We start from the raw sequence: 21,371 nt of genomic DNA on the forward strand, positions 1-21,371 counted from the left end.
ACCTGCTCCTTGACCTGCACTCGGTAGCGGCCATCGATAAAAACGCCCGCGCGATCGGCCAGCACGGCGCAAAACCCGGCCGAGCCGGTAAACCCCGTCAGCCAGGCCAGCCGTTCATCGCGCGCGGCCACATATTCACCCTGATGCGCATCGGCGCGCGGCACCAGAAAGCCGTCCAGCCCGGCCTGCGCCAGCCCGACGCGCAGCGCGGCCAGACGCGGTGGCCCCTGTTCGGGGGTGGTGGTGGCTTCGAAACTCTGGAACATCTGCCTCTCCCGGTGATTATGCGCGCAGAATGGCCTGCCGCGCCGCAAGCCGCCAGGCCCGTCCGCGTCTGGACATTGGCCGCCCGGTTTCGCGCGCTGCGCGCTGTCCGATTGATATCTGCACGGGCCGCAGATCAAACATCTAGCTGGCCCGCCGGATCCCCATCATCCGCGCCCGGGCGCGTGGGTTGCTGTCGAACAGGCCGGCCAGTTGCTCGGTCATCGCGCCGGCCAGCTGTTCGGCGTCAGTGATTGTCACGGCGCGGTCGTAATAGCGCGTCACGTCATGGCCGATACCGATGGCAAGCAGTTCCACCGCGCGGCGTTTTTCGACCATCGCGATCACGTCGCGCAGATGCTTTTCCAGATAGTTCGACGGGTTGACCGAGAGGGTGGAATCATCGACCGGCGCGCCGTCCGAGATCACCATCAGGATCTTGCGCTGCTCCGGACGGGCCAGCATTCGCCGATGCGCCCATTCCAGCGCCTCGCCGTCGATATTTTCCTTCAGCAGGCCTTCCTTCATCATCAGGCCCAGATTATCGCGGGTCCGGCGGGTTGGCGCGTCGGCTTTCTTATAGATGATGTGGCGCAGATCATTCAGCCGCCCGGGCTGCTGCGCGCGGCCCCCGGCCAGCCATTCCTCGCGCGATCGGCCGCCTTTCCAGGCCCGGGTGGTAAAGCCCAGAACCTCGACCTTGACGCCGCAGCGTTCCAGCGTGCGGGACAGAACATCGGCGCAGATCGCCGCGATCGAGATCGGGCGCCCCCGCATGGAGCCGGAATTATCCAGCAACAGCGTCACCACGGTGTCGCGGAACTCGGTCTCCTGCTCGACCTTGAAGCTCAGCGGCGTGGTCGGGTTCGCCACCACCCGCGCCAGACGCCCGGCATCCAGAATGCCTTCCTCCTGATCGAAGGACCAACTGCGGTTCTGCTGCGCCTGAAGGCGGCGTTGCAATTTATTGGCCAACCGGCTGACAGCCCCTTTCAGCGGCTCCAACTGCTGATCGAGATAGGCGCGCAGGCGTTCCAATTCCTGCGGCTCGGCCAGATCCTCGGCGGCGATCTCTTCGTCATATTCGGTGGAGTAGACGGTGTAATCGGGGTCGGCCTCGGAATGGGGCGCGGGCGGCGGTGGCTCCAGCGGGGCCTCGCCTTCGGGCAGCTCGCTCTCTTCGCCCTCCTCCATATCGCCGGTATCATCCATCTCGACGCTGGCCTGTTTGGCGTCTTGCTGTTCGTCCTGCGATTGTTCGGGGCTGGCCTCGGCCTGTTCATCCTGATCATCCTCGGCCTCACCGGTGCTGTCGGGGTTTTCCTCGTCGGCCTCGGCCTCTTCCTCGTTCTCCTGATCCAGATCGTCGGGATCGTCGCCCAACTGATCGCCATAGCCCAGATCCTTGATCACCTGGCGCGATAGTTTGGCAAAGGCGGTCTGGTCGGCCATCACATCATCGAGATTGTCCAGCGTTTCGGCGCAGCGATCCTCGATGAACCCGCGCCACAGCTCCATCACATTGGCGGCGTCCGGCGGCAGATCGCGGCCCGTGGCAAGATGGCGGATCAGGTATCCGGCGGCGGTGGCCAGCGGCGCATCGGCGGCCTGGGTGACCTCGCCATAGCCCTTGCGCCGCGCCTCATGGCCGATCCTGGCGTCGATATTGCCGGCGGTCCCCGGCATGGTGCGGGCCCCCACGGCCTCGCAGCGGGCGGTTTCCATCGCATCCATCAGATCGCGCGCCATCTGGCCCTGCGGCGCATAGCGCGCGGCGGTGGCGGCATCGTGGAACTTGTGGCGCAGCGCATAGGCATCGGCGGTGCCACGCGCCAGCAAGACCTCGTCGCGGGTCATCCGGCGGCTGACCTGCGGCAGGCGCACGCTGTCATCGGTCAGGCCCGGCGGATCCACCGAAAAGCTGACCGCCAATTCGGGATCATCGGCCAGAACACGGGTGGTGTCGGCCAGGGCCTTCTTGAACGGATCGGCCGGGTTGTCGGTGGGCTTTTTCATGGCTTGTAATCTAGGCCCGCCGAGGGGCGAAGAAAAGCGGATTATGGCGCGGTGGCAGCTTGGGGTTGCGGCAAGCGACAAGCAGCACAAGCAAGGAAAGGATCAGGATTGGGGGCAGATGAGGCAGGCGCATGGGGGCAATTCCTTTTGTAAAAACCGGGGTCTGGAAATGCCGTCAGGATAGCCCGGTCAGGCCCGGTTTTGCCGCCGGCCCGTCACGAGAGCCAGTCACACCAGTTTATCCGCCGCCCGCCGGAATAGGGAACCGCCAGGTTTTCCGCAATAAGCCTGCGCGAGACCTCCTGCCCGTCCAGCCGGAGCGCAACCAGGCGGCGGCCATAGCGGTCAATGCCCTCGATATCGGCCTCGACCAGGGCGGCATCGCCGATCATTTGCCTGAGCCGCCCGGTGGCCAACCGCCCAAGGGCGGCCTCTGCCGCACAGCCCGGCTCATAGGTTTCGGGCGTGTCAAAACCCGTCAGCCGTGCCCGGAACGCAATGCCTTCGCAGATCAGATCGACGGTGTCGCCATCGACAACATGGCTTACGGCGCAGTCCGGGACGGCAGGCGCGGGCGGCTCAGAAAGTGGACTGCCTGAGAGGAAGGCCGCACCGACGAAAAGAGCCGGAAGGAATGTGTTGGAGTAAACCATGAACAATTCGGTAACACGGACCGTGCCCGGCAGGAAATGCTCAAACGATCAGAGGGTTAACGAAACGCGCCTTCGGCATTGACCAATGATCCTGATAAAAACCGGCTCTGCGACGGATATCAGCCCATCGACATGCTGGCAGCGCTTTCCGGCAATTCCTCGTCAAAACAGCGCTGGTAGAATTCGGCTACGGTCTGGCGCTCAAGCTCGTCGCATTTATTGAGGAAGCTGAGGCGGAAAGCGTATCCCAGATTGCGGAAAATCTCGGCATTCTGGGCCCAGTTGATCACGGTTCGCGGGCTCATCACGGTTGAAAGCTCGCCATTCATGAAGGCGGTGCGCGTCAGATCGGCCACCGTCACCATCTGGCTGATCTGCTGACGGCCTTTTTCGGTGTTGTAATGCGGGTTCTTGGCCAGAACGATGGCGGTTTCGGCGTCATGGCTGAGGTAGTTCAGCGTCGCCACCAGGGACCAGCGGTCCATCTGCGCCTGGTTGATCTGCTGCACGCCATGATAAAGCCCGGTGGTATCGCCCAGACCGACAGTGTTGGCGGTGGCGAAGAGGCGGAAATAGGGGTTCGGCGTGATGATCTCGTTTTGATCCATCAGCGTCAGCTTGCCGTCATGTTCCAGCACCCGCTGGATCACGAACATCACATCGGCGCGCCCGGCATCATATTCGTCGAACACGATGGCAGCCGGATTGCGCAGCGCCCAGGTCAGGATACCCTCGTGAAACTCGGTGACCTGTTTGCCGTCGCGCAGCTTGATCGCATCTTTGCCGATCAGGTCGATCCGGGAGATATGGCTATCCAGGTTGACGCGGACAGTCGGCCATTTAAGGCGAGCGGCGACCTGTTCGATATGGGTCGATTTTCCGGTGCCGTGATAGCCCTGGATCATCACCCGGCGGTTGTGGCCGAAGCCCGCGAGGATCGCCAGCGTGGTATCGGGGTCGAACTTGTAGGTCGGGTCGATCTCGGGCACGCGCTCTTGCGCTTGCTCGAAACCCTTGACCTTCATGTCGGTGTCGATGCCGAACATATCGCGGACAGAAACATCTTCGGTCGGTTTGGCTGTCACGTCCATGGGTGGCCCCCGTTTCTCATCCGCGTATCATCTGAATTTGCGCACCCTGTTGCCTGATATTGCCGGGCGCTGCAAGGGGGGCCGGGCGTGCGACACATTCGTTTAGAGCGCGTCGCGCCAAATCGAATTCACCGGCCGGCCCGAACGCATTCGATTGCGCGAAGGCTGCCTCGGTCCGGGTGATGAATGCTCGAATCCGATCAGGCGCGACGCGCTATAATGCGTCCCGGAATTGAAGGTCATGCCTGATCACGCCGATATGGAAAGCCTGATTGCCGGAACCGACCCGCGGGGCCGGGTCGGGGGCAAGGTAGCGCCTTTGCGCAGGGCTGCAAATTTTTCCCGAAAAATTTGGTGTGGGAAAATTTTTCGGGAAAATTTTCGCCCCGGCCTGGATTTCGTCGGCTTGCTTGGACGGAAGAGGGCAAAGCAGCCCTCACCAGCCAGTGCCAAGGTCCATTGAACGTGACGTCTGGTTCCAGGGCTGTGCCGCAACCGCGCGCCCCGCTGCCGCGCCCGATGCCCAGGCCCATTGGAAATTATAGCCACCCAACCAGCCTGTCACGTCCATGACCTCGCCAATCAGGTATAGCCCCGGACAGATCTGCGATTGCATGCTCTGCGAGGATACCTGTGCCGTTGACACGCCACCAAGCGTAACCTCGGCCGTGCGGTAGCCCTCGGACGCGGTCGGCGTCAATTGCCAGTTGGTCAATTTTTGGCAGAGCTGCGCCAGGGCGGCATCAGATTGATCGGCCAGATTTCCGGCTATCCCCCAAATCGGTGCCATTTGCTGGATCAGGGCGCGCGGCAGATGTTCGGCCAGGGCGGTTGCCAGCGCCCTGGCACCGCTTTGCGCCCGCCGGGTGCGCAAGGCGTGATAAAGATCAAGATCGGGCCGCAGATGCAGCGAAAGCGACGCGCCCTCGCGCCAGTAGGATGAGATCTGCAAAATGGCAGGGCCGGACAGGCCGCGATGGGTAAAGAGCAGCGCTTCGTCAAAACTCGCCCCGTTGCAGCCGATCCGGGCTGGCAGCGACACACCGGCAAGCGGTTTGAAGCGGGCCTTGGTCTCCTCATCAAAGGTCAGGGGCACCAAAGCGGGGCGGGTTTCGGTCAAGGCATGTCCGAATTGCTTGGCGATACGGTATCCAAGCCCGGTCGCGCCCATTTTGGGGATGGATTTGCCGCCGGTGGCCACAATCAGATTGCGCGCCCGGACGGTCATGCTTTTGCCCTGGCGCGTCAGGGCCGCAATGAACCCCTGCCCATCACGTGACACTGTGCCAATATCGGTTTGCAGCCACAGATCGGCAGGCCGCATCTCGGCCAGCAGCATGGCAATGATCTGTTTCGCCGATCCATCGCAAAACAGCTGTCCAAGGGTCTTTTCGTGCCAGGCAATCCCGTGGCGATCGACCATCTCGATGAAATCCCATTGCGTGAACCGGCTGAGCGCGGATTTGGCGAAATGCGGGTTTTCGGACAGAAAGTTTTCCGGGCCGGTATGGAGATTGGTGAAATTGCAGCGGCCACCGCCCGAGATGCGGATTTTTTCGCCCGGGGCCCTGGCATGGTCGACGATCAGCGTGTCGGGCCCGGCATGCGCGGCGGCCATCAGGCCCGCGGCACCGGCACCGAGGATAAGGGTTTTGACCTGCGTGTCAGGCATCTTGCTCACTCATCGCCCGTTGCGGCCCGGAGCCAGCGGCGGATGCCTCCGGCGGGGATATTTGAAGCGCAAAGAAGATGGCGGTGCGTGACAAGGTTCTTGCGGGATGAGCGGGGGCAGCGTTGCGCCTTTCGCTCTGCCTATTTGAAATTCCGGCTTTCCTTGATCTGATCCCAGGCCCAGACCACCTCCTGCAGTTGTTCTTCCTGGCTGCGATCGCCGCCATTCATATCCGGGTGCAGCACTTTGATCAGTGATTTATAGGCTTTGCGCAATTCGGCCTTGGTCCAGTGATCCTTGGCGTCCAGAATGTCGACGGCGCGGCGTTCCGTCGGGGGCAGGCGGCGGGATCCGGTGATGGATTTGCCCGGATTGCGGGTGGCATTGGTGCCCAGAACCTGATGCGCATCGTCAATGCCGAGCCGGGACCAGGCGCGTTCTTCGGCCGATTGCTTGAACGGTTTGGTGGGCCGGTCCCAGACGCGGTCGCGCTCCATCTGTTCTTCCATTTCGGCCTCGGTGGTGCCGTCGAAAAAGTTCCATTTCAGGTTGTATTCGCGGACATGATCCTTGCAAAACCACAGATATTGATCCAGCACATCGGGCGATTTCGGTGCGCGATACTGGCCCGGCTCCTCGCATCCCGCATGGGTGCAGGGCCGTTGCGAGGTTTCGAATGCGCCCGACATGCCACGCCGTCCGCTGCGGCGTTTCTTCTTATCCGTCGAAACACGGAGATCGAAATTGAACGGGTCGTTTTCGGCCATGGGTCATCCCTTTTCGACTCGGAGCGGACACTCTAAGGTTTTTCGACAGGCGTATGAAGAGGGCGGAGTAAGATTTCATGACCAGAGCAGATAAAATCCGGAACAGGCTGGAGGCGGCGTTGGCCCCCAGCCATCTTGAGGTGATCGATGACAGCGAGAGCCATCGCGGCCATGCCGGGTATCAAGAGGGCGGCGAGAGCCATTTTCACGTGATAATCGAGGCGGTTGAACTGGCTTCGTTGTCGCGGGTCGCGCGGCATCGGGCGATCCATGCGGCGATCGGCCCGGAGCTGATGGCCGAGATCCACGCGCTGTCGATGGAAATCCGGGTTTGAGGAACTGTTCGGCGGCGATGTCGGTGGGCAGATGGCTCGGGCCTATCCGAAGCCGAGCACAGCGAAGACGACCGCCAGCCCGGCTGCGGTGGTCACCACCAGCCCCAATGTCTTCAGCTTTGCGGGCGTGCCCGGCCCGGGGCGCAGCAACGCCACCTGCGCCGCTACGGCAGCTGCGGTCATCACCAGCACGGCGATGATCTTGATCCAGAACAACAGCGGCAGATATTCGAGCCGCCAGCCCAGGCTCAGCATCCAGATGCCGGTGATCCAGAGCAGCACCAGGGCCCCAAAGGACACCCGGCCAATGCGTTTCTGGATCGGGCGGGTTACCGGCGCACCATCCGCACCGGCCATTTTACCGATCACCAGATTGGCGACACCACCGCCGAGCCCGATGGCCAGCGCAAGGAAATGGAGGATCTTGAGGGTTGCGAGCATGGGCGCGAGTGTAGGGGGGATTTCGCAGCAGGGATAGGGGGGGTAGGGGCGTGGGGCGCGCCCCCGCCCTATGCCAGTTTGCGCGCCACGATCTGGTTCACCGCCTTGGGGTTGGCCTTGCCGCCGGTGGCTTTCATCACCTGACCCACGAACCAGCCCGCCAGTTTCGGGTTGGCCTTGGCCTTTTCGACCTGGGCCGGATTGGCGGCGATGATCTTGTCCACCTCGGCCTCGATCGCGCCGGTATCGGTGACTTGCTTCATGCCCCTCGCCTCGACAATCTCGGCCGGGTCGCCGCCCTCGCTATAGATGATCTCGAACAATTCCTTGGCGATCTTGCCGGAAATGTCGCCCGATGTGATCAACGCGATGATCCCGGCCAGTTGGCTGGGGCTGACGGGGCTGTCGGTGATGTCGTGGCCTTCTTTCTTCAGCCGCCCGAATAATTCATTGATGACCCAGTTTGCGGCCAGCTTGCCATCGCCCGCCTGCGCCGCCACGGCCTCGAAATAGGCGGCATCGGCGGTGCCCGCGGTCAGCACCGAAGCGTCATAATCGCTAAGACCAAACGCCGCCATGAAGCGGGCCTTCTTGGCGTCGGGAAGCTCGGGCAGGGACGCTTTGATGGCATCGACCCAATCCTGCTCGATTTCCAGCGGCAACAGATCGGGATCGGGGAAATAGCGGTAATCATGGGCCTCTTCCTTGGACCGCATCGACCGGGTCTCATTCTTGTCAGGGTCATAAAGCCGGGTTTCCTGATTGATCTTGCCGCCGGCCTCGACGATCTTGATCTGGCGGCGCGCCTCAAATTCGATCGCGGCCTGGATGAAGCGGAGCGAGTTCATGTTCTTGATCTCGCACCGCGTGCCGAGATGGGCGAAATCGCCGCTTTCGCGGTAGCGCTCATAGGCCCCCGGTTGGCAGATCGAGACATTCACATCGGCGCGCAGGTTGCCGTTTTGCATATTGCCATCGCAGGTGCCCAGGTAACGCAGGATCTGGCGCAGCTTGGAGACAAAAGCCGCCGCCTCCTCGGGGCCGCGAATATCGGGGCGGCTGACGATCTCCATCAGGGCCACGCCGGTGCGGTTGAGATCGACGAAAGACATGGCCGGGTCCATGTCATGGACGGATTTTCCGGCATCCTGTTCCAGATGGATGCGCTCGATCCGGACCAGCCGCGCGGTGGGTTTCTCACCTGCGACCCCCGCCCCCATCTCCACCAGCACTTCGCCTTCGCCCACGATGGGGTGGTAGAGCTGGCTGATCTGATAGCCCTGCGGCAGGTCGGGATAGAAATAATTCTTGCGGTCGAAGGCCGAGAACAGATTGATCTGCGCATTCAGGCCAAGCCCGGTGCGCACCGCCTGTTCAATGCAATATTCGTTGATCACCGGCAGCATTCCGGGCATGCCGGCATCGACGAATGCGACGTTGGAATTGGGTTCGGCCCCGAAACTGGTCGACGCGCCGGAAAACAGCTTGGCGTTTGAGGCAACCTGGGCATGGACCTCAAGCCCGATCACCAGTTCCCAATCCTGTCTGGCACCGGAAATTACCTTGGGTTTCGGGGTCTTGTAGGTCAGGTCAAGCATGAGGGGCCTCCGGGGCTGCAATTTCTGCGTTTTAGGGCAGGGCAAATGGCGGGGCAAGGGGGCGATCGCGCGGGCGGCATCGGCAATGGCTTGCCAGTTTCGGTAGCGGGGCGGGTGCCGGGCTGGCACGCGGCGCAGAATCTTTGCACTTAGGGCCGGTGCCTCCCGCATCGGGGGTGTTATTCGAGATTGCCCATGCTGCGTTTGTTCCTGCTGGCTGTTGTGGCCGTGATTCTGTCTGGCTGTGTCACGTTGCGCCCCGAGCCCGCGCCCGAAACCCGGCCCGTGACGCAGTGGGATTTTCGCCCCGAAGCCGCGACCTGGACCCGCGCATCGCTGGACATGCTGCAAACCGATGCCGCCGTGCTGACGCGGATCGTGCCCGAGGATGCCGAATATTGGTGCCCCGGCTACACCCAGGCCGATGCCGCAAGGCGCGCCGCCTTCTGGACCGGGTTCATGTCGGCGCTGGCGCGCTATGAAAGCACCTGGAACCCCGATGCCGTGGGCGGGGGCGGGCTCTATTTCGGGCTGTTGCAGATCTATCCGCCGACGGCGCGCTACCGCAATTGCGAGGTCGGCACCGGTGCTGCCCTGCGCGATGGAGGGGCCAATCTGCGCTGCGCGCTTCGGATCATGGCCGTTACCGTGCCGCGTGACGGGGTGATCAGCCAGGGGCGGCGCGGGGCCGCCGCCGATTGGGGGCCGATGCGCGACCCCGCCAAGGTGGCCGAGATGCGCGCCTGGCTGGGGCAGCAAAGCTATTGCCAGGCCTGACTTGCCCGATGGGCGCATTTCGGGGCAGCATGGCGCTGCCTGCACCTGGGAAAGCTCTGCCATGCGAATTTGGATGATATTTGTTTTCATGACCCTCGCGCCGCCGCTGGCCGCGCATGAGGAAACAACCCCGGTGATCCCCGAGGCCCGCCCCGAGGCCGCGCCCGAAGGTGGCCCCGGCCCGGACCCCCGGCCTGAGACCTCCGTGCCGACCCTGCACTGGGATGAGCAGCGTTCCGGCATGGCGGCCCCGGCTGACCCGGCCTGGGGCATCGCATTGATCACGGCGATACGGGCCAATCCGGATCTGCTGAATACCGTGCCAGACGATATCGAGACCTGGTGCCCGGCCTATGGCGCGGCGGGGTTGGATCAGCGGGCGGCGTTCTGGGCCGGTCTGGTATCAGTGCTGGCCTGGTATGAAAGCACCCATAACCCGCGCGCCATCGGCGGTGGCGGGCGCTGGTTCGGGCTGGTTCAGATCGCCCCCGCGACGGCGCGCCATCGCGGCTGTGCCGTGGGCAGTGGCGAGGCCTTGCTGGACGGCGCGGCAAACCTGCGCTGCGGGGTGCGGATCATGGCCCAGAATGTGCTGCGCGATGGCGTGGTCAGCCGCGACATGCGCGGCGTGGCCGCCGAATGGGGGCCGTTTTACAGCCGGTCCCGGCGTGAGGCGATGCGCGACTGGGTCAGCGCGCAAGACTATTGCGCAGCGCCCGCGGCCGGTTAGATCTGGCGCACCGGAATGCCGCGCGCCGTCATTTCACCGATCAAGGCCAGTGGATTGGGCAGGGCGCGCGGCGGCAGCGCCAATTCGGCCCCGTTATGCAGCACGATGCGCGCCTCGCGCCCATTGATCCTGAGATATGCGATCTGCGCCAGCGGCAGCGCCTCCTCGCGAAAGCCGTCGAACACCTCCAGCAGGGCGGGCGACATGCGGATGCCATAGATTGGCCGAAAGGCAACCTGCATCAGGCAGATCCCCAGGCAGGGCAACAGCAATGCCCAGACCCAGAAGGGTGCAGCCGATTGCGTAGCCAGTGCCAGCATGATCAGGCCGGCGGCCAGGCCCGGCCAGGCCCATTGCATGCGCCCCAGGACGCGGTATTGGAAAATAGCAGACATGGGCCAAACCTGCCGCCGGTTTTGGCCGATTATGTGTCAGGCACGGGCCTGCGCGGTGGCGAATGCCTGAGGATTCGTCGGTTCGCGGGCGATCAGCGTGAGCGGAGCGCGATGGCCGAGATCTCGACCTTCATCGCGGGGTCGATCAGCCGGACCTGCACAGCCGAATTGGCCGGGTGGATGCCTCGCAACTCGGCCCCCAGCACGGCGCCGATCGCATCCCAATCGCCGGCATCGGTGAAATAGGTCACAAGCTGCACCAGATCGGACAGCGACGCCCCGGCCTGGGCCAGAGCGGCCTCGATATTGCGGAAAATCTGGCGGGTCTGATCGGCGGCATCGGCGGGCAGGGTGCCGGTGGCATAATCATAGCCGGTGGTTCCCGAGACATGGATGGTGTCGCCAACCCGAACCGCGCGCGAATGGCCGTATTTTTGCTCGAACACCGAGCCGGAGGAAATTAGTTGTTTCATCACGTGCCTTTCGGATTTGCGGCCAGCATCCGGGCGGTCATTTCCGCCAGATCGCGGCTGATCGCGTCGCTGCCTGCGATCCGGCTGAGCTGCGCCAGCATCAGCGCCTGGCGGTCCGCATCATAGCGCGCCCAGGTCTCGAAGGCGGTGGACAGGCGCGCGGCAGTTTGCGGGTTTACCTTGTCGAGGCGCAGCAGCCAATCGGCCAGAAACGCATAGCCCGCCCCGGACGGGTCATGGAACCCGGCCGGATTGCCACCCGTCAGCCCGCCCATCACGGCGCGAAATCGATTGGGGTTCTTCATATCGAAATCAGGGTGTTCTGTAAGCCTGTTCGCGCGCTTCACAGCGTCTTTCGGCTCTGCATGGGCCACTTGCAGCATGAACCATTTATCCATCACCAACCGGTCATGATGCCAATCTTCATGGAAGCGCGCGGCAATCTCGGCGTCGCCGTGATCCAACAGGCAGATGAACGCGGCCAGTTGATCGGTCATGTTTCGCGCGGCATCATATTGCGCCCGGGCGCGCTGCCCTTGATCCAGCGGCGTCAGCCGTTTCAGGGCGATATTGCGCAAGGCGCGCGGGCCGGCCTGATCGGCATCGGGGCGATAATCGGCAGAGGTTTCCATCTGCGCATAGAGCGTTTCAAACAGATCTTGCAGATCGGTGCCGATGGCGTGCCCGACCGATTTCAGGCTCGCGTGAATGGCGGTGGGGTCGGGCACAATACTGGCATCGACGCAGGCCTGCGCGATGTCATCGGGGCTTGGCAGCGACAGGACCAGGGCCCGAAACGCCGGATCCAGATCATCATTCGCGGCAGCGGCCCCAAGCGCCGCAAGATAGGCCGCGGCTGGTGGCGCGCCATCGGTGAGCCGGGCCATCACCGCCTCACGGGTCAGGCTGCGCCCGGCCTCCCAGCGCGCAAACGGGTCGGTGTCATGGGCCAGCAGATGCGCGCGATCGGCGAAATCGGGCGCGTGCTCAAGGATTACGGGGGCCGAAAACCCGCGCAGCAGCGAGGGCACCGGGCGCTCTGCCAGCCCGTCAAAACGGAAGGATTGCCGCGCCTCGGTCAGTTCCAGAATTTGCGTCGGCAGCACTTCGGACCCGTCAGGTGCCAGCAGGCCCATCGCCATCGGAATGACTTGCGGCTGCTTGTCATCCTGGCCCGGTGTCGGTGGTAATACCTGTTCAAAGTCAATGCTGTATGTGCCGTCCCTGAAGTCATCCCTGACACGAACACGCGGTGTCCCGGCCTGGGTATACCAGCGCTTGAACTGGCTCAGATCGCGGCCGCAGGCATCCTCGAACACCTGCAGCCAATCTTCGATGGTTGCGGCCTTGCCATCATGGCGGGTGAAATAGAGATCGAGCGCTTTGGCATAGCCCGCCTCACCCACCAGCCGCTTCAGCATACCGATGATCTCGGCCCCTTTTTCGTAAACGGTCGCGGTGTAGAAATTGTTGATCTCGACAAAGCTTTCCGGTCGGACGGGATGGGCCAGCGGCCCGGCATCTTCACGGAACTGGCGCGCGCGCAGCGCCAGCACATCCTCGATCCGCTGCACCGCCGCGCCGCGCATATCGCCGGAAAACTGCTGGTCGCGGAACACGGTCAGCCCTTCCTTGAGGCAAAGCTGAAACCAGTCGCGGCAGGTGATGCGGTTGCCGGTCCAGTTGTGAAAATACTCATGCGCGATAATCGCTTCGATACGGGCGAAATTATCATCGGTCGAGGTTTCGGGGCTGGCCAGAACGGCGGCGGAATTGAAAATATTCAGCCCCTTGTTTTCCATCGCGCCCATGTTGAAATCATCGACCGCGACGATATTGAACACATCGAGATCATATTCGCGGCCATAGACATCTTCATCCCATGTCATCGCCCGTTTCAGTGCGCCCATGGCAAAGGCGCATTTATCCTCATCGCCGGGCCGGACCCAGATATTGAGCGCCACGTCGCGCCCCGACCGGGTGGTAAATTGATCGCGGTGGGCCTGCAGATCGCCCGCGACAAGCGCAAAGAGATAGGCCGGTTTCGGCCAGGGGTCATGCCATTGGGCACCTCCGCCCTGACGCGCGACCGGGTTGCCGTTTGACAGCAGCACCGGCAGGTCGGAATTGATCCGCACGCTGAACGGGGCCATCACATCAGGCCGGTCGGGGTAATAGGTGATCTTGCGAAACCCTTCGGCCTCGCATTGGGTGCAGAACATGCCCTTTGACATGTAAAGCCCCTCAAGGGCGGTGTTGGCTTGCGGGTTGATCTCAACCTCTGCCTGCCAGGTGAAAACCCGATCAGGCAAATGTTCTGCGGGCACGATCAGTCCAGTGTCGGATTGCTGAAATTCATTATCCGTCAGATCCCTGCCGTCCACGTTTATAGCGATCAAAGACAGGTTTTCGCCGTCAAGATGCAGATCGCCAGACGCCGCATCGGGGTTGCGGGCAAAGCGAATCCTTGACCGGACGCGGGTGGCCGTGGGGTGCAGGTCAAATTCCAGCTCCACCTTTTCAACCCACCAGTTGGGGGCGGTGTAATCGGCCAGGTGAATCGTCCTTGGTGTGGATTCGGGCATGGCAGGAGTCCTTCAGGCATCAAGCCGATGGACATTACTGGAGCATGCGTGACCTGCAATCCCCAATCCGGGATTCTGCGGGACAAAATCAGTAACCGCCATTGCTTGCTTATGGGTTGGGTGGCATTCTGTCTGTTAGGAGCCGGTCAGGCACCGGCCCCGATAACCAGGGGGACGGACAAATGAAACTTCAGCAATATCCAGCACTCGGGGTCGTCGCGATTCTGGCGGCTTGCGCACAGGCGGTGCCAACGCCCCAGCCCATTTCAGGCGAGCCCATATTCAACAAATTTGGTGGCATCATCGGCTGCGAGACCGGGGAATTCGTCAATGGCGCTGCGATTGAAAACCAATGTCTGACCTGGATTGCACCAGAGAATGCGCCGCCCTATGTGGTGCCCGACGGGCCGCCTTCGTACACATCCCCATCCTCAACCTCATCCTCTCCGTCTTCCGCACCATCCTGGCCACCGTCCTGGCCGCCCTCCTGGCCGCCATCCTGGCCGCGCCTGCCTCCGCAGGAGGAATCGCCTCGGTTGCCGCCGCAGGAAGATGTGGCCCCACCAGAAGATGCACGTCTCCCGCAGGAGACCTGCCCGGATGGTTTAGTAGCATTGGGGAACACATGCGTGACTGCCGAGACCCTGCGCGGGGATGATGCATAGATTTTCGGGATTTGGGCCGACCGACCGCATTCCGGTCGCGGCCTCGATCCTGCTGACACAATGCTGTCAGCAGGGGTGTGGCACAGCGGGGGTCATTGATACTCTGACCCCGAAAGGATCGCCCCATGGCACATACCCCCACCAACAGCATCGTCTGGTTTGAACTGCCGGTCTCGGATCTGGATAAAGGCATCGCGTTTTACAGCGCCATCACCGGCGCCACCATCGTCAAGGAACAGATGGGCCCCGATGTGACCGCGACATTCAAACCGGCCGATCCCGAAACCGCCGTGGCGGGCCATCTTTACAAGGGCAAACCGGCCGGCGACGGCACCGGCCCCACGGTGCATTTGTCCGCAGAAGGCACCATTGAGCAAATGATGGAGCGGGTCACCGCCGCAGGGGGTGCCGTGATTTCACCCGCCATTGCGATCCCGCCGGGGCGCTTTTTCTACGCCACCGACCCCGATGGCAATTCCATCGGCCTGTTCGAGAGCGCCTGAACCATGCGCCGCGCCGACCGCCTGTTCCAGATCGTGCAGCATTTACGGGGCGGGCGGTTGGTGACAGCAGACATGCTGGCCGACCGGCTGGAGGTCAGCACCCGCACCATTTACCGCGACATTGCCGATCTTCAGTCGACCGGCGTGCCGATCGACGGTGAGGCTGGTGTGGGGTATGTGATGGCGGCAGGCTATGATCTGCCGCCGCTGATGTTTACCCGCGATGAGATTGTCGCCCTGGTGGCCGGTGCCCGGCTGATCCGCGCCTTTGGCGGGGCCGATATGGCACGCGGCGCGGAAGAAGCGCTGGTCAAGATCAGCGCGGTCCTGCCCGAGGCGGAACGCGCGCGCGCGGGCCGGGAGCCGATCCATGCCATCGGGCCGCGCATGACCGATGATCTGCGCGCCATGATCGACCGGCTGGAGGTGGCAACCGATGCCTCACTGCGCCTGAGGCTGGACTATTGCGATCAGAACGGGGCCGCGACGCGCCGGGTCATCCGCCCGCTTGGCCTGTGGTTCTGGGGTTCGGTCTGGACGGTGGTGGGCTGGTGCGAGCTGCGCGATGATTTTCGCATGTTCCGGCTGGACCGGATCACTGGCGTGGCGGAAGGCGCGCCGTTCAAGTCTGAGCGCGGCCGAAGATTGCAGGATTTCTATCGCCAGATGGAGGCCCGCCACGGGGGCCGCGATTGATGCAACCACGGTGCCTTTGTTGCCTATCGGATCGTTTTCGACTACCCCGGCGCAAAGCGCGGTATGCAACGGCATGCGCAAGGCAAACGGGACAGACGGAGAGCGGATAGATGGTTACGCGGATTGAGAAAAACGGGCTTCAGGTGGCCAGCGAACTGGCGGAATTCATCGAGACGCGCGCGCTTCCGGGCACCGGCGTGTCCCCGGCCGATTTCTGGGCCGGATTTTCGGCCATTCTGCATGATCTGGGGCCAAGGAACCGTGCCCTGCTGGACAGGCGCGAGGCCCTTCAGGGCAAGATCGACGCCTGGCACATCGCCCATCGCGACGCCCCGCATGACCGCGCCGCCTATAAGGCGTTTCTGGAGGAGATCGGATATCTGCTGCCCGAAGGGCCGGATTTTCAGATCGACACCGCCAATGTCGATCCCGAGATTGCCAGGGTTGCCGGCCCGCAACTGGTGGTGCCGATCATGAATGCGCGCTATGCGCTGAATGCGGCCAATGCAAGATGGGGCAGCCTGTATGACGCGCTTTATGGCACCGATGCGATGGGATCTCTGCCCGATGCGCCGGGCTATGAGCAGGGCCGGGGCGCGCGCGTCGTGGCCTATGCCCGTGTGATCCTGGATACGCATTTCCCCATCATCGGGGCCAGCCATGCCGATATCCGGCGCTATGAGATCGTCGATGGCGCGCTGATCATGGATGGCAAGCCACTGAAAAACCCGGAGAAATTTGTCGGCTTCACCGGCGCGCCGCATTGCCCCGATGCAATCGTTCTGGTCAATCACGGGCTGCATATGGAACTGGTCTTTGACGGCAATCACCGCATCGGCCGCTATGATCAGGCCAATATGGCCGATATCCGCGTTGAAGCCGCGATATCGGCGATCATGGATTGCGAGGATAGCGTCGCCGCCGTTGATGCCGCCGACAAGGTGGTATGCTATTCCAACTGGTTGGGCCTGATGCAGGGTGACCTGACGGAGGCCGTGGAGAAGGGCGGCAAGAGCTTTACCCGCGCGCTGGCCACGGATCGCAGCTATATTGGCCCCGATGGTGCGCCCGTGGTGCTGAAGGGCCGGGCGCTGATGTGGATCCGCAATGTCGGCCATCTGATGACCAACCCGGCCATATTAGACCGCGACGGGGCGGAAGTGTTCGAAGGGCTGATGGATGCGATGGTGACCACGCTGATTGCCATGCACGATTTGAAGCGCGAGGGCGGCAATTCGGTGCATGGCTCGGTCTATGTGGTCAAGCCCAAGATGCACGGGCCTGAAGAGGTTGCCTTTGCCGATGAGATTTTTGACCGGGTCGAGGATGTTCTGGGCCTGCCGCGCCACAGCGTCAAACTGGGCATCATGGATGAGGAACGGCGCACCTCCGTGAACCTCAAGGAATCTATCCGCGCCGCGAAATCCCGCGTGGCCTTCATCAATACCGGGTTTCTCGATCGCACCGGCGATGAGATCCATACCAGCATGGAGGCCGGGCCCTTCAGCCGCAAGGATTTCATCAAGCGCAAGACCTGGATCGCGGCCTATGAGGCGCAGAATGTCGATGTCGGGCTGGAATGCGGGCTGCAGGGGCGGGCCCAGATCGGCAAGGGCATGTGGGCCATTCCCGACCAGATGGCCGCGATGCTGGAGGTCAAGATCGAACACCCCCGCGCCGGGGCCAATTGCGCCTGGGTGCCCAGCCCCACGGCGGCCATTCTGCATGCGCTGCATTACCACCGGGTCGATGTGTTTGCGCGCCAGAATCAGATCGCGGCGGGCGGCAAGCGCGCCTTTGTCGAGCATATTCTGGACATTCCGCTGGCCGAATATCAGGCCTGGAGCGCCGATCAGATCATCGCCGAGGTGGAAAACAACGCCCAGGGCATTCTGGGCTATGTGGTGCGCTGGATCGATCAGGGGGTGGGCTGTTCCAAAGTGCCCGATATCAACAATACCGGCCTGATGGAGGACCGTGCGACCTGCCGGATCTCGGCGCAGCATATCGCCAATTGGCTGCATCACGGCATTGTCGATGAGGCAAGCGTGATGGCCGCGATGCAAAAGATGGCGGCGGTGGTCGATGCTCAGAACGCGGGCGATCCGGCCTATCTGCCGATGGCCCCGGGGTTTGACGGGATTGCCTTTCAGGCGGCCTGCGATCTGGTGTTTCAGGGCCGGGTGCAGCCGTCGGGATATACCGAACCGATCTTGCACCGTCGGCGGTTGGAGCGGAAGGCTTCGCTCTGACGTTGCGGGTGTTTCAGCGGGTGGGATTTGAGTATTTGGACAAAGAAGAAGCTAAAGAGTCTTTGTTGATACTGTTTCAATGCCGGGTCGGCTTGTGACATTGGGTGTGGCGCTGGTATTTTGACGGGCAGGATGGGTGTTGCCCCGGTGCCCGGGGCGGGCGGGCCGTTAACCTTAATGGGAGGTGAAGGAAATGATCACGCTGGAGGCGGCGCGAATAATGGTGGCGGGTGCGCGCGCCAGGGGGCGCGATCTGGGGCTCAAGCCACTCAGCGTGGTGGTTCTGGATGCGGGTGGCCATCTGCTGGCCTTTGAACGCGAGGATGGGGCCAGCCCGGGGCGGTTCGAGATCGCCCGCGGCAAGGCCTATGGCGCTGTCATGTTGGGCATGCCGGGATCGGCGCAAATGGCGCGGGCCGAGGATCAGGCCTATTTCATGGCGGCCGTGAACGGGGCCTTTGGCGGCAAGGTTGTCCCGGTGCCGGGCGGTGTGCTGGTCAAGGATGGCTCGGGTGTCGTGTTGGGCGCGGTCGGCGTGACCGGCGATACTTCGGATAATGATGCGAATGCCGCCTTGGCCGGCATTGCGGCGGCGGGGTTCACCGGCGTGGCATGATCCGAGCATTTCACTGGCGCAGAGGCCCATGTGCATCTGTGTTGGCTATGCAGGCGCGCGTGCGGGCGATATAGTTTGAAAAATCGCCGCCGCTTGCTGAGGATTTCATGACCACGCGCCCCCTGATCGGCATTATCGGCAATCACTACCTTCTGAATGATCAATATCCGACCCATGCCGGCGGCAAGATGAACTCGGATGCGATTGCCGAAGTGTCGGGCGGTCTGCCTTTGGTGATCCCCGCCGATCCGCGCTATGCCAATACCGATGAATTGCTGGAAACCTTTGACGGGTTCCTGTTCACCGGCGGGCGGCCCAATGTGCACCCTGAGGAATATGGCGAGGATGAAACCGACGCGCATGGCGATTTTGACCGGTGCCGCGATGCGGTCAGCCTGCCGCTGGTGCGCGCCTGTGTCGAACGCGGCCAGCCGTTTTTGGGGGTTTGTCGTGGCTTTCAGGAGGTCAATGTGGCGATGGGCGGCTCGCTTTACCCCGAGATCCGCGATCTTCCGGGGCGGATGAACCACCGGATGCCGCCCGATGGCACGCTGGAGGAGAAATTCGCCCTGCGCCATGTGGTAAGGTTCAGCGATGGCGGCGTGTTTCACCGGCTGATGGGCGCGCGCGAGGTGATGACCAACACGCTGCACGGGCAGGGGATCAAACGCCCCGGTGCACGGGTGGTGATTGATGGCATGGCCGAGGATGGCACGCCCGAGGCAATCTATATCGCCGATGCGCCGGGGTTCACGCTGTCGGTTCAGTGGCACCCGGAATATCGCGCGGCTGAAGATCCGGTCTCGCGGCCTCTATTTGCGGCTTTCGGGCGGGCCGCGCGGGCCTGGGCCCATGGTCGCCGGGCGCTGTCGGTCAGGGATGTGGCCTGACGCGGGCCGCGAAGCGGGGGTTTGACCCAATAGCCCGGTGGCGCGGCAAATCAGTCTTCTTCGGGCGCAATCAACCGGATCGTGCCTGCTTCCTCCAGAGCGCGGATCGCGGCGACGACTTCTGCCATCGCGGCCTCGCCTTCGGGGCCGCGCACAGTGCCACGCGCCTCGGCCTCCTCGCGCAATTGTTCGGCCATGCGTTTGGACATGTTTTCCAACAGAAATTCCACGGCCACCGGGGCCGCCTGCATGCCTGCGGCCAATGCCAGCGTGGTGGTTTCGGGATCGACGCCGCGCATCGCCTTGGGCACGTCCTTGCTTTCCAGCCGTTTCGGGATGTGCTCGAAAGTGAAAATCGCGCGCCGGACGTCGCCCGCGAAACCGGCGTCGCGGCTGTCGAGCCCTTCGAGCACCCGGTCGCGCGTATCGGCGGTGGCGGCGTTCAGGATGGCACCGACCCGATCGGCGGGATTGCCGCCAAAGGCGGGCGCGGGTTGGGCGTTGAGATCCGTCAGAAGCTGATCACCGACGCGCGCGATGGTGGCCGGGTCAACCGCATTGGTGACCGAAACCGCATGCGCCACGATATGGGCCCGGTCGGCGGGCAGGTCGGCCAACAGCGCGGCGGCCTTCGACACCGGCAGCTTGGCCAGCATGATGGCGCAGATCTCGGCGCTTTCGCGGGCCACGAGGGGGGCCAGTTGAGCAGGCTCCATCGCGGCCAGCTTGCGCCAGGGATCGGGCGGGCCTTCGGCCTCGGCCCGGTCGCGCAGGCGGGCGCGGGCGTCGTCAGAGAGATGGGGTTCCATCAGGTCGAGCGCACCGGACATATCGCGCGGAAAGATCAGCCCGACATTATCGAGGGTCTGGGCAAATTCCTGCGCCACGGCGGCCAGCGTCGGGCGATCGACATGGGCCAGATTTGCCATGCGTTCGACCAGCCGTTCCTGTTGTCGCAGGCTGAGGCCGGTCAGACGCGGCACCGCGCCCTCAGATACCAGCAGCCGCACGATGACGGCGGCCTTTTCGGCACTGCTGAGATGACGGACCGGTGCCAGTTCCGTGGCCGGTTCCATGACGTCCTGTATCAGCTGCATCAAGCTGCCCCCAATTTGCTCCTGCTACCCCGTGGATCAGCATCGCGGCTGCGGGTTAAGAGGGGGTTTCCGCAGCACCGGCCAAATGCGCCGGGTTTGGTTCAAATTTGGGACGAACGGCGCAGATCAGAGCCCGGCATCCTCAGCCGCGCCGATCATCAGGTTGAGGTTCTGCACCGCCGTGCCCGACGCCCCCTTGCCCAGATTGTCGAGCGTGGCGGTCAGCGTCCAGATGCCGGCCGCATCATCGCCATGCACCGAGATCCGCATGTCATTGCTGCCATTGACCGCCTGCGGGTCGATCCGGTCGGGGGCGGGGGTGATTTCGACAAACCGGGCATCGGCGTAGAAATCGGCAAGCGCTGCGGTCAGGGCGGGTTTGTTGCAGTCACCCGTCAAGGCGTTGCGATGCAGGTGCAGTTGCACCACCATGCCTTGCGCGAAATTGCCGACGGCGGGCTGAAAGGCGGGTTGGCGGTCGAGGCGGCCATGGCGCATGATCTCGGGCACATGTTTGTGGCCTTGATCCATGGCATAAAGGAAATGCGCCGGTGCGGTGCCGGCCTCATATTCAGCGATCAACGCCTTGCCGCCGCCGCTATAGCCGGAAATGCCGGTCAGCGTGGCGGCGTGGTCTGCCGCCAGAATACCAGCATCGCGCAAGGGCCGGATCAGCGCGATGGATCCGGTGGCGTAACAGCCGACATTGGCGACATGGCTGGCCGTTGCGATGGCGGTGCGTTGGCCCGGCAATTCGGGCATGCCATAGGTCCAGCCATCCGCCACGCGATGCGCGGTCGAGGCGTCGATGATACGGGTGTCACCGGCCAGCGCCACGGCCTCGATCGCGGCGGC

The 21,371-nt window shown here is 63.1% G+C and carries 21 protein-coding genes; 8 read left to right on the forward strand and 13 right to left on the reverse strand.

The genetic code is table 11. The annotated features are described in order from the left end of the window. The 6 genes from ACW8PS_RS15355 to ACW8PS_RS15380 all read right to left on the reverse strand — a co-directional run. Positions 1-266 (reverse strand): aminopeptidase P family N-terminal domain-containing protein (locus ACW8PS_RS15355; protein WP_491528383.1); only part of this gene is annotated, 266 nt, incomplete at its 3' end. Positions 267-408: 142 nt separating this feature from the next. Further along, positions 409-2,280, reverse strand: coding sequence for a cobaltochelatase subunit CobT (gene cobT, locus ACW8PS_RS15360; protein ID WP_491528384.1), 1,872 nt, complete (start codon positions 2,278-2,280; stop codon positions 409-411). Positions 2,281-2,495: 215 nt separating this feature from the next. After that, positions 2,496-2,933, reverse strand: a complete 438-nt coding sequence (locus ACW8PS_RS15365) for a thermonuclease family protein (protein WP_491528385.1) — start codon at positions 2,931-2,933, stop codon at positions 2,496-2,498. Between the two features lie 119 nt (positions 2,934-3,052). After that, positions 3,053-4,024: a cobaltochelatase subunit CobS gene (gene cobS / locus ACW8PS_RS15370; protein WP_491528386.1), complete on the reverse strand. Its 972-nt coding sequence runs from the start codon at positions 4,022-4,024 to the stop codon at positions 3,053-3,055. Between the two features lie 436 nt (positions 4,025-4,460). Continuing rightward, complete coding sequence (locus tag ACW8PS_RS15375) at positions 4,461-5,696, reverse strand: BaiN/RdsA family NAD(P)/FAD-dependent oxidoreductase (protein ID WP_491528387.1); 1,236 nt, start codon at positions 5,694-5,696, stop codon at positions 4,461-4,463. Between the two features lie 140 nt (positions 5,697-5,836). Then, positions 5,837-6,463: a J domain-containing protein gene (locus ACW8PS_RS15380; protein WP_491528388.1), complete on the reverse strand. Its 627-nt coding sequence runs from the start codon at positions 6,461-6,463 to the stop codon at positions 5,837-5,839. 77 nt (positions 6,464-6,540) lie between these two features. Here ACW8PS_RS15380 and ACW8PS_RS15385 point away from each other — a divergent pair, with 77 nt between their 5' ends. After that, entirely contained in the window at positions 6,541-6,798 is a 258-nt protein-coding gene (locus tag ACW8PS_RS15385) for a BolA family protein (RefSeq protein WP_491528389.1), read from the forward strand. 42 nt (positions 6,799-6,840) lie between these two features. Here the strand turns inward: ACW8PS_RS15385 and ACW8PS_RS15390 are convergent, their stop codons facing one another. Beyond that, positions 6,841-7,239, reverse strand: coding sequence for a hypothetical protein (locus tag ACW8PS_RS15390; protein ID WP_491528390.1), 399 nt, complete (start codon positions 7,237-7,239; stop codon positions 6,841-6,843). A gap of 68 nt (positions 7,240-7,307) precedes the next feature. After that, entirely contained in the window at positions 7,308-8,837 is a 1,530-nt protein-coding gene (gatB, locus tag ACW8PS_RS15395) for an Asp-tRNA(Asn)/Glu-tRNA(Gln) amidotransferase subunit GatB (RefSeq protein ID WP_491528391.1), read from the reverse strand. 195 nt (positions 8,838-9,032) lie between these two features. Between gatB and ACW8PS_RS15400 the strand changes: the two genes are divergently transcribed. Both ACW8PS_RS15400 and ACW8PS_RS15405 read left to right on the forward strand, forming a co-directional pair. After that, positions 9,033-9,614, forward strand: a complete 582-nt coding sequence (locus ACW8PS_RS15400) for a transglycosylase SLT domain-containing protein (RefSeq protein ID WP_491528392.1) — start codon at positions 9,033-9,035, stop codon at positions 9,612-9,614. A gap of 88 nt (positions 9,615-9,702) precedes the next feature. Next, positions 9,703-10,344, forward strand: a complete 642-nt coding sequence (locus ACW8PS_RS15405; protein WP_491528394.1) for a transglycosylase SLT domain-containing protein — start codon at positions 9,703-9,705, stop codon at positions 10,342-10,344. Here the strand turns inward: ACW8PS_RS15405 and ACW8PS_RS15410 are convergent. From ACW8PS_RS15410 to pepN, 3 genes are all read right to left on the reverse strand, one after another. After that, positions 10,341-10,739: a hypothetical protein gene (locus tag ACW8PS_RS15410; RefSeq protein WP_491528395.1), complete on the reverse strand. Its 399-nt coding sequence runs from the start codon at positions 10,737-10,739 to the stop codon at positions 10,341-10,343. The genes ACW8PS_RS15405 and ACW8PS_RS15410 overlap by 4 nt on opposite strands. Before the next feature lie 92 nt (positions 10,740-10,831). Next, complete coding sequence (locus tag ACW8PS_RS15415) at positions 10,832-11,212, reverse strand: RidA family protein (protein WP_491528396.1); 381 nt, start codon at positions 11,210-11,212, stop codon at positions 10,832-10,834. Continuing rightward, the gene (gene pepN, locus ACW8PS_RS15420) at positions 11,212-13,797 is read right to left on the reverse strand and encodes an aminopeptidase N (RefSeq protein WP_491528397.1); all 2,586 of its coding nucleotides are present in this window, start codon (positions 13,795-13,797) and stop codon (positions 11,212-11,214) included. Before pepN ends, ACW8PS_RS15415 begins: the two co-directional genes overlap by 1 nt. 790 nt (positions 13,798-14,587) lie before the next feature. Between pepN and ACW8PS_RS15425 the strand changes: the two genes are divergently transcribed. The 5 genes from ACW8PS_RS15425 to ACW8PS_RS15445 all read left to right on the forward strand — a co-directional run bounded on the left by ACW8PS_RS15425 (position 14,588) and on the right by ACW8PS_RS15445 (position 19,419). Next, positions 14,588-14,965: a VOC family protein gene (locus tag ACW8PS_RS15425; RefSeq protein WP_491528399.1), complete on the forward strand. Its 378-nt coding sequence runs from the start codon at positions 14,588-14,590 to the stop codon at positions 14,963-14,965. Between the two features lie 3 nt (positions 14,966-14,968). After that, a complete protein-coding gene (locus ACW8PS_RS15430) occupies positions 14,969-15,661 on the forward strand; it encodes a helix-turn-helix transcriptional regulator (protein WP_491528400.1) in 693 nt (230 codons plus the stop codon). 110 nt (positions 15,662-15,771) lie between these two features. Continuing rightward, positions 15,772-17,913, forward strand: a complete 2,142-nt coding sequence (locus ACW8PS_RS15435; protein WP_491528401.1) for a malate synthase G — start codon at positions 15,772-15,774, stop codon at positions 17,911-17,913. A gap of 193 nt (positions 17,914-18,106) precedes the next feature. Beyond that, a complete protein-coding gene (locus ACW8PS_RS15440) occupies positions 18,107-18,529 on the forward strand; it encodes a GlcG/HbpS family heme-binding protein (RefSeq protein ID WP_491528402.1) in 423 nt (140 codons plus the stop codon). Positions 18,530-18,636: 107 nt separating this feature from the next. After that, complete coding sequence (locus ACW8PS_RS15445; protein WP_491528403.1) at positions 18,637-19,419, forward strand: gamma-glutamyl-gamma-aminobutyrate hydrolase family protein; 783 nt, start codon at positions 18,637-18,639, stop codon at positions 19,417-19,419. A gap of 50 nt (positions 19,420-19,469) precedes the next feature. Here the strand turns inward: ACW8PS_RS15445 and ACW8PS_RS15450 are convergent, their stop codons facing one another. Both ACW8PS_RS15450 and argC read right to left on the reverse strand, forming a co-directional pair. Then, a complete protein-coding gene (locus tag ACW8PS_RS15450) occupies positions 19,470-20,516 on the reverse strand; it encodes a FliG C-terminal domain-containing protein (RefSeq protein ID WP_491528405.1) in 1,047 nt (348 codons plus the stop codon). 126 nt (positions 20,517-20,642) lie between these two features. After that, positions 20,643-21,371, reverse strand: a 729-nt coding sequence (gene argC / locus ACW8PS_RS15455; protein WP_491528406.1) for an N-acetyl-gamma-glutamyl-phosphate reductase, incomplete at its 5' end; no start/stop codon positions are given.

It is taken from the genome of Alterinioella sp., assembly GCF_058343375.1.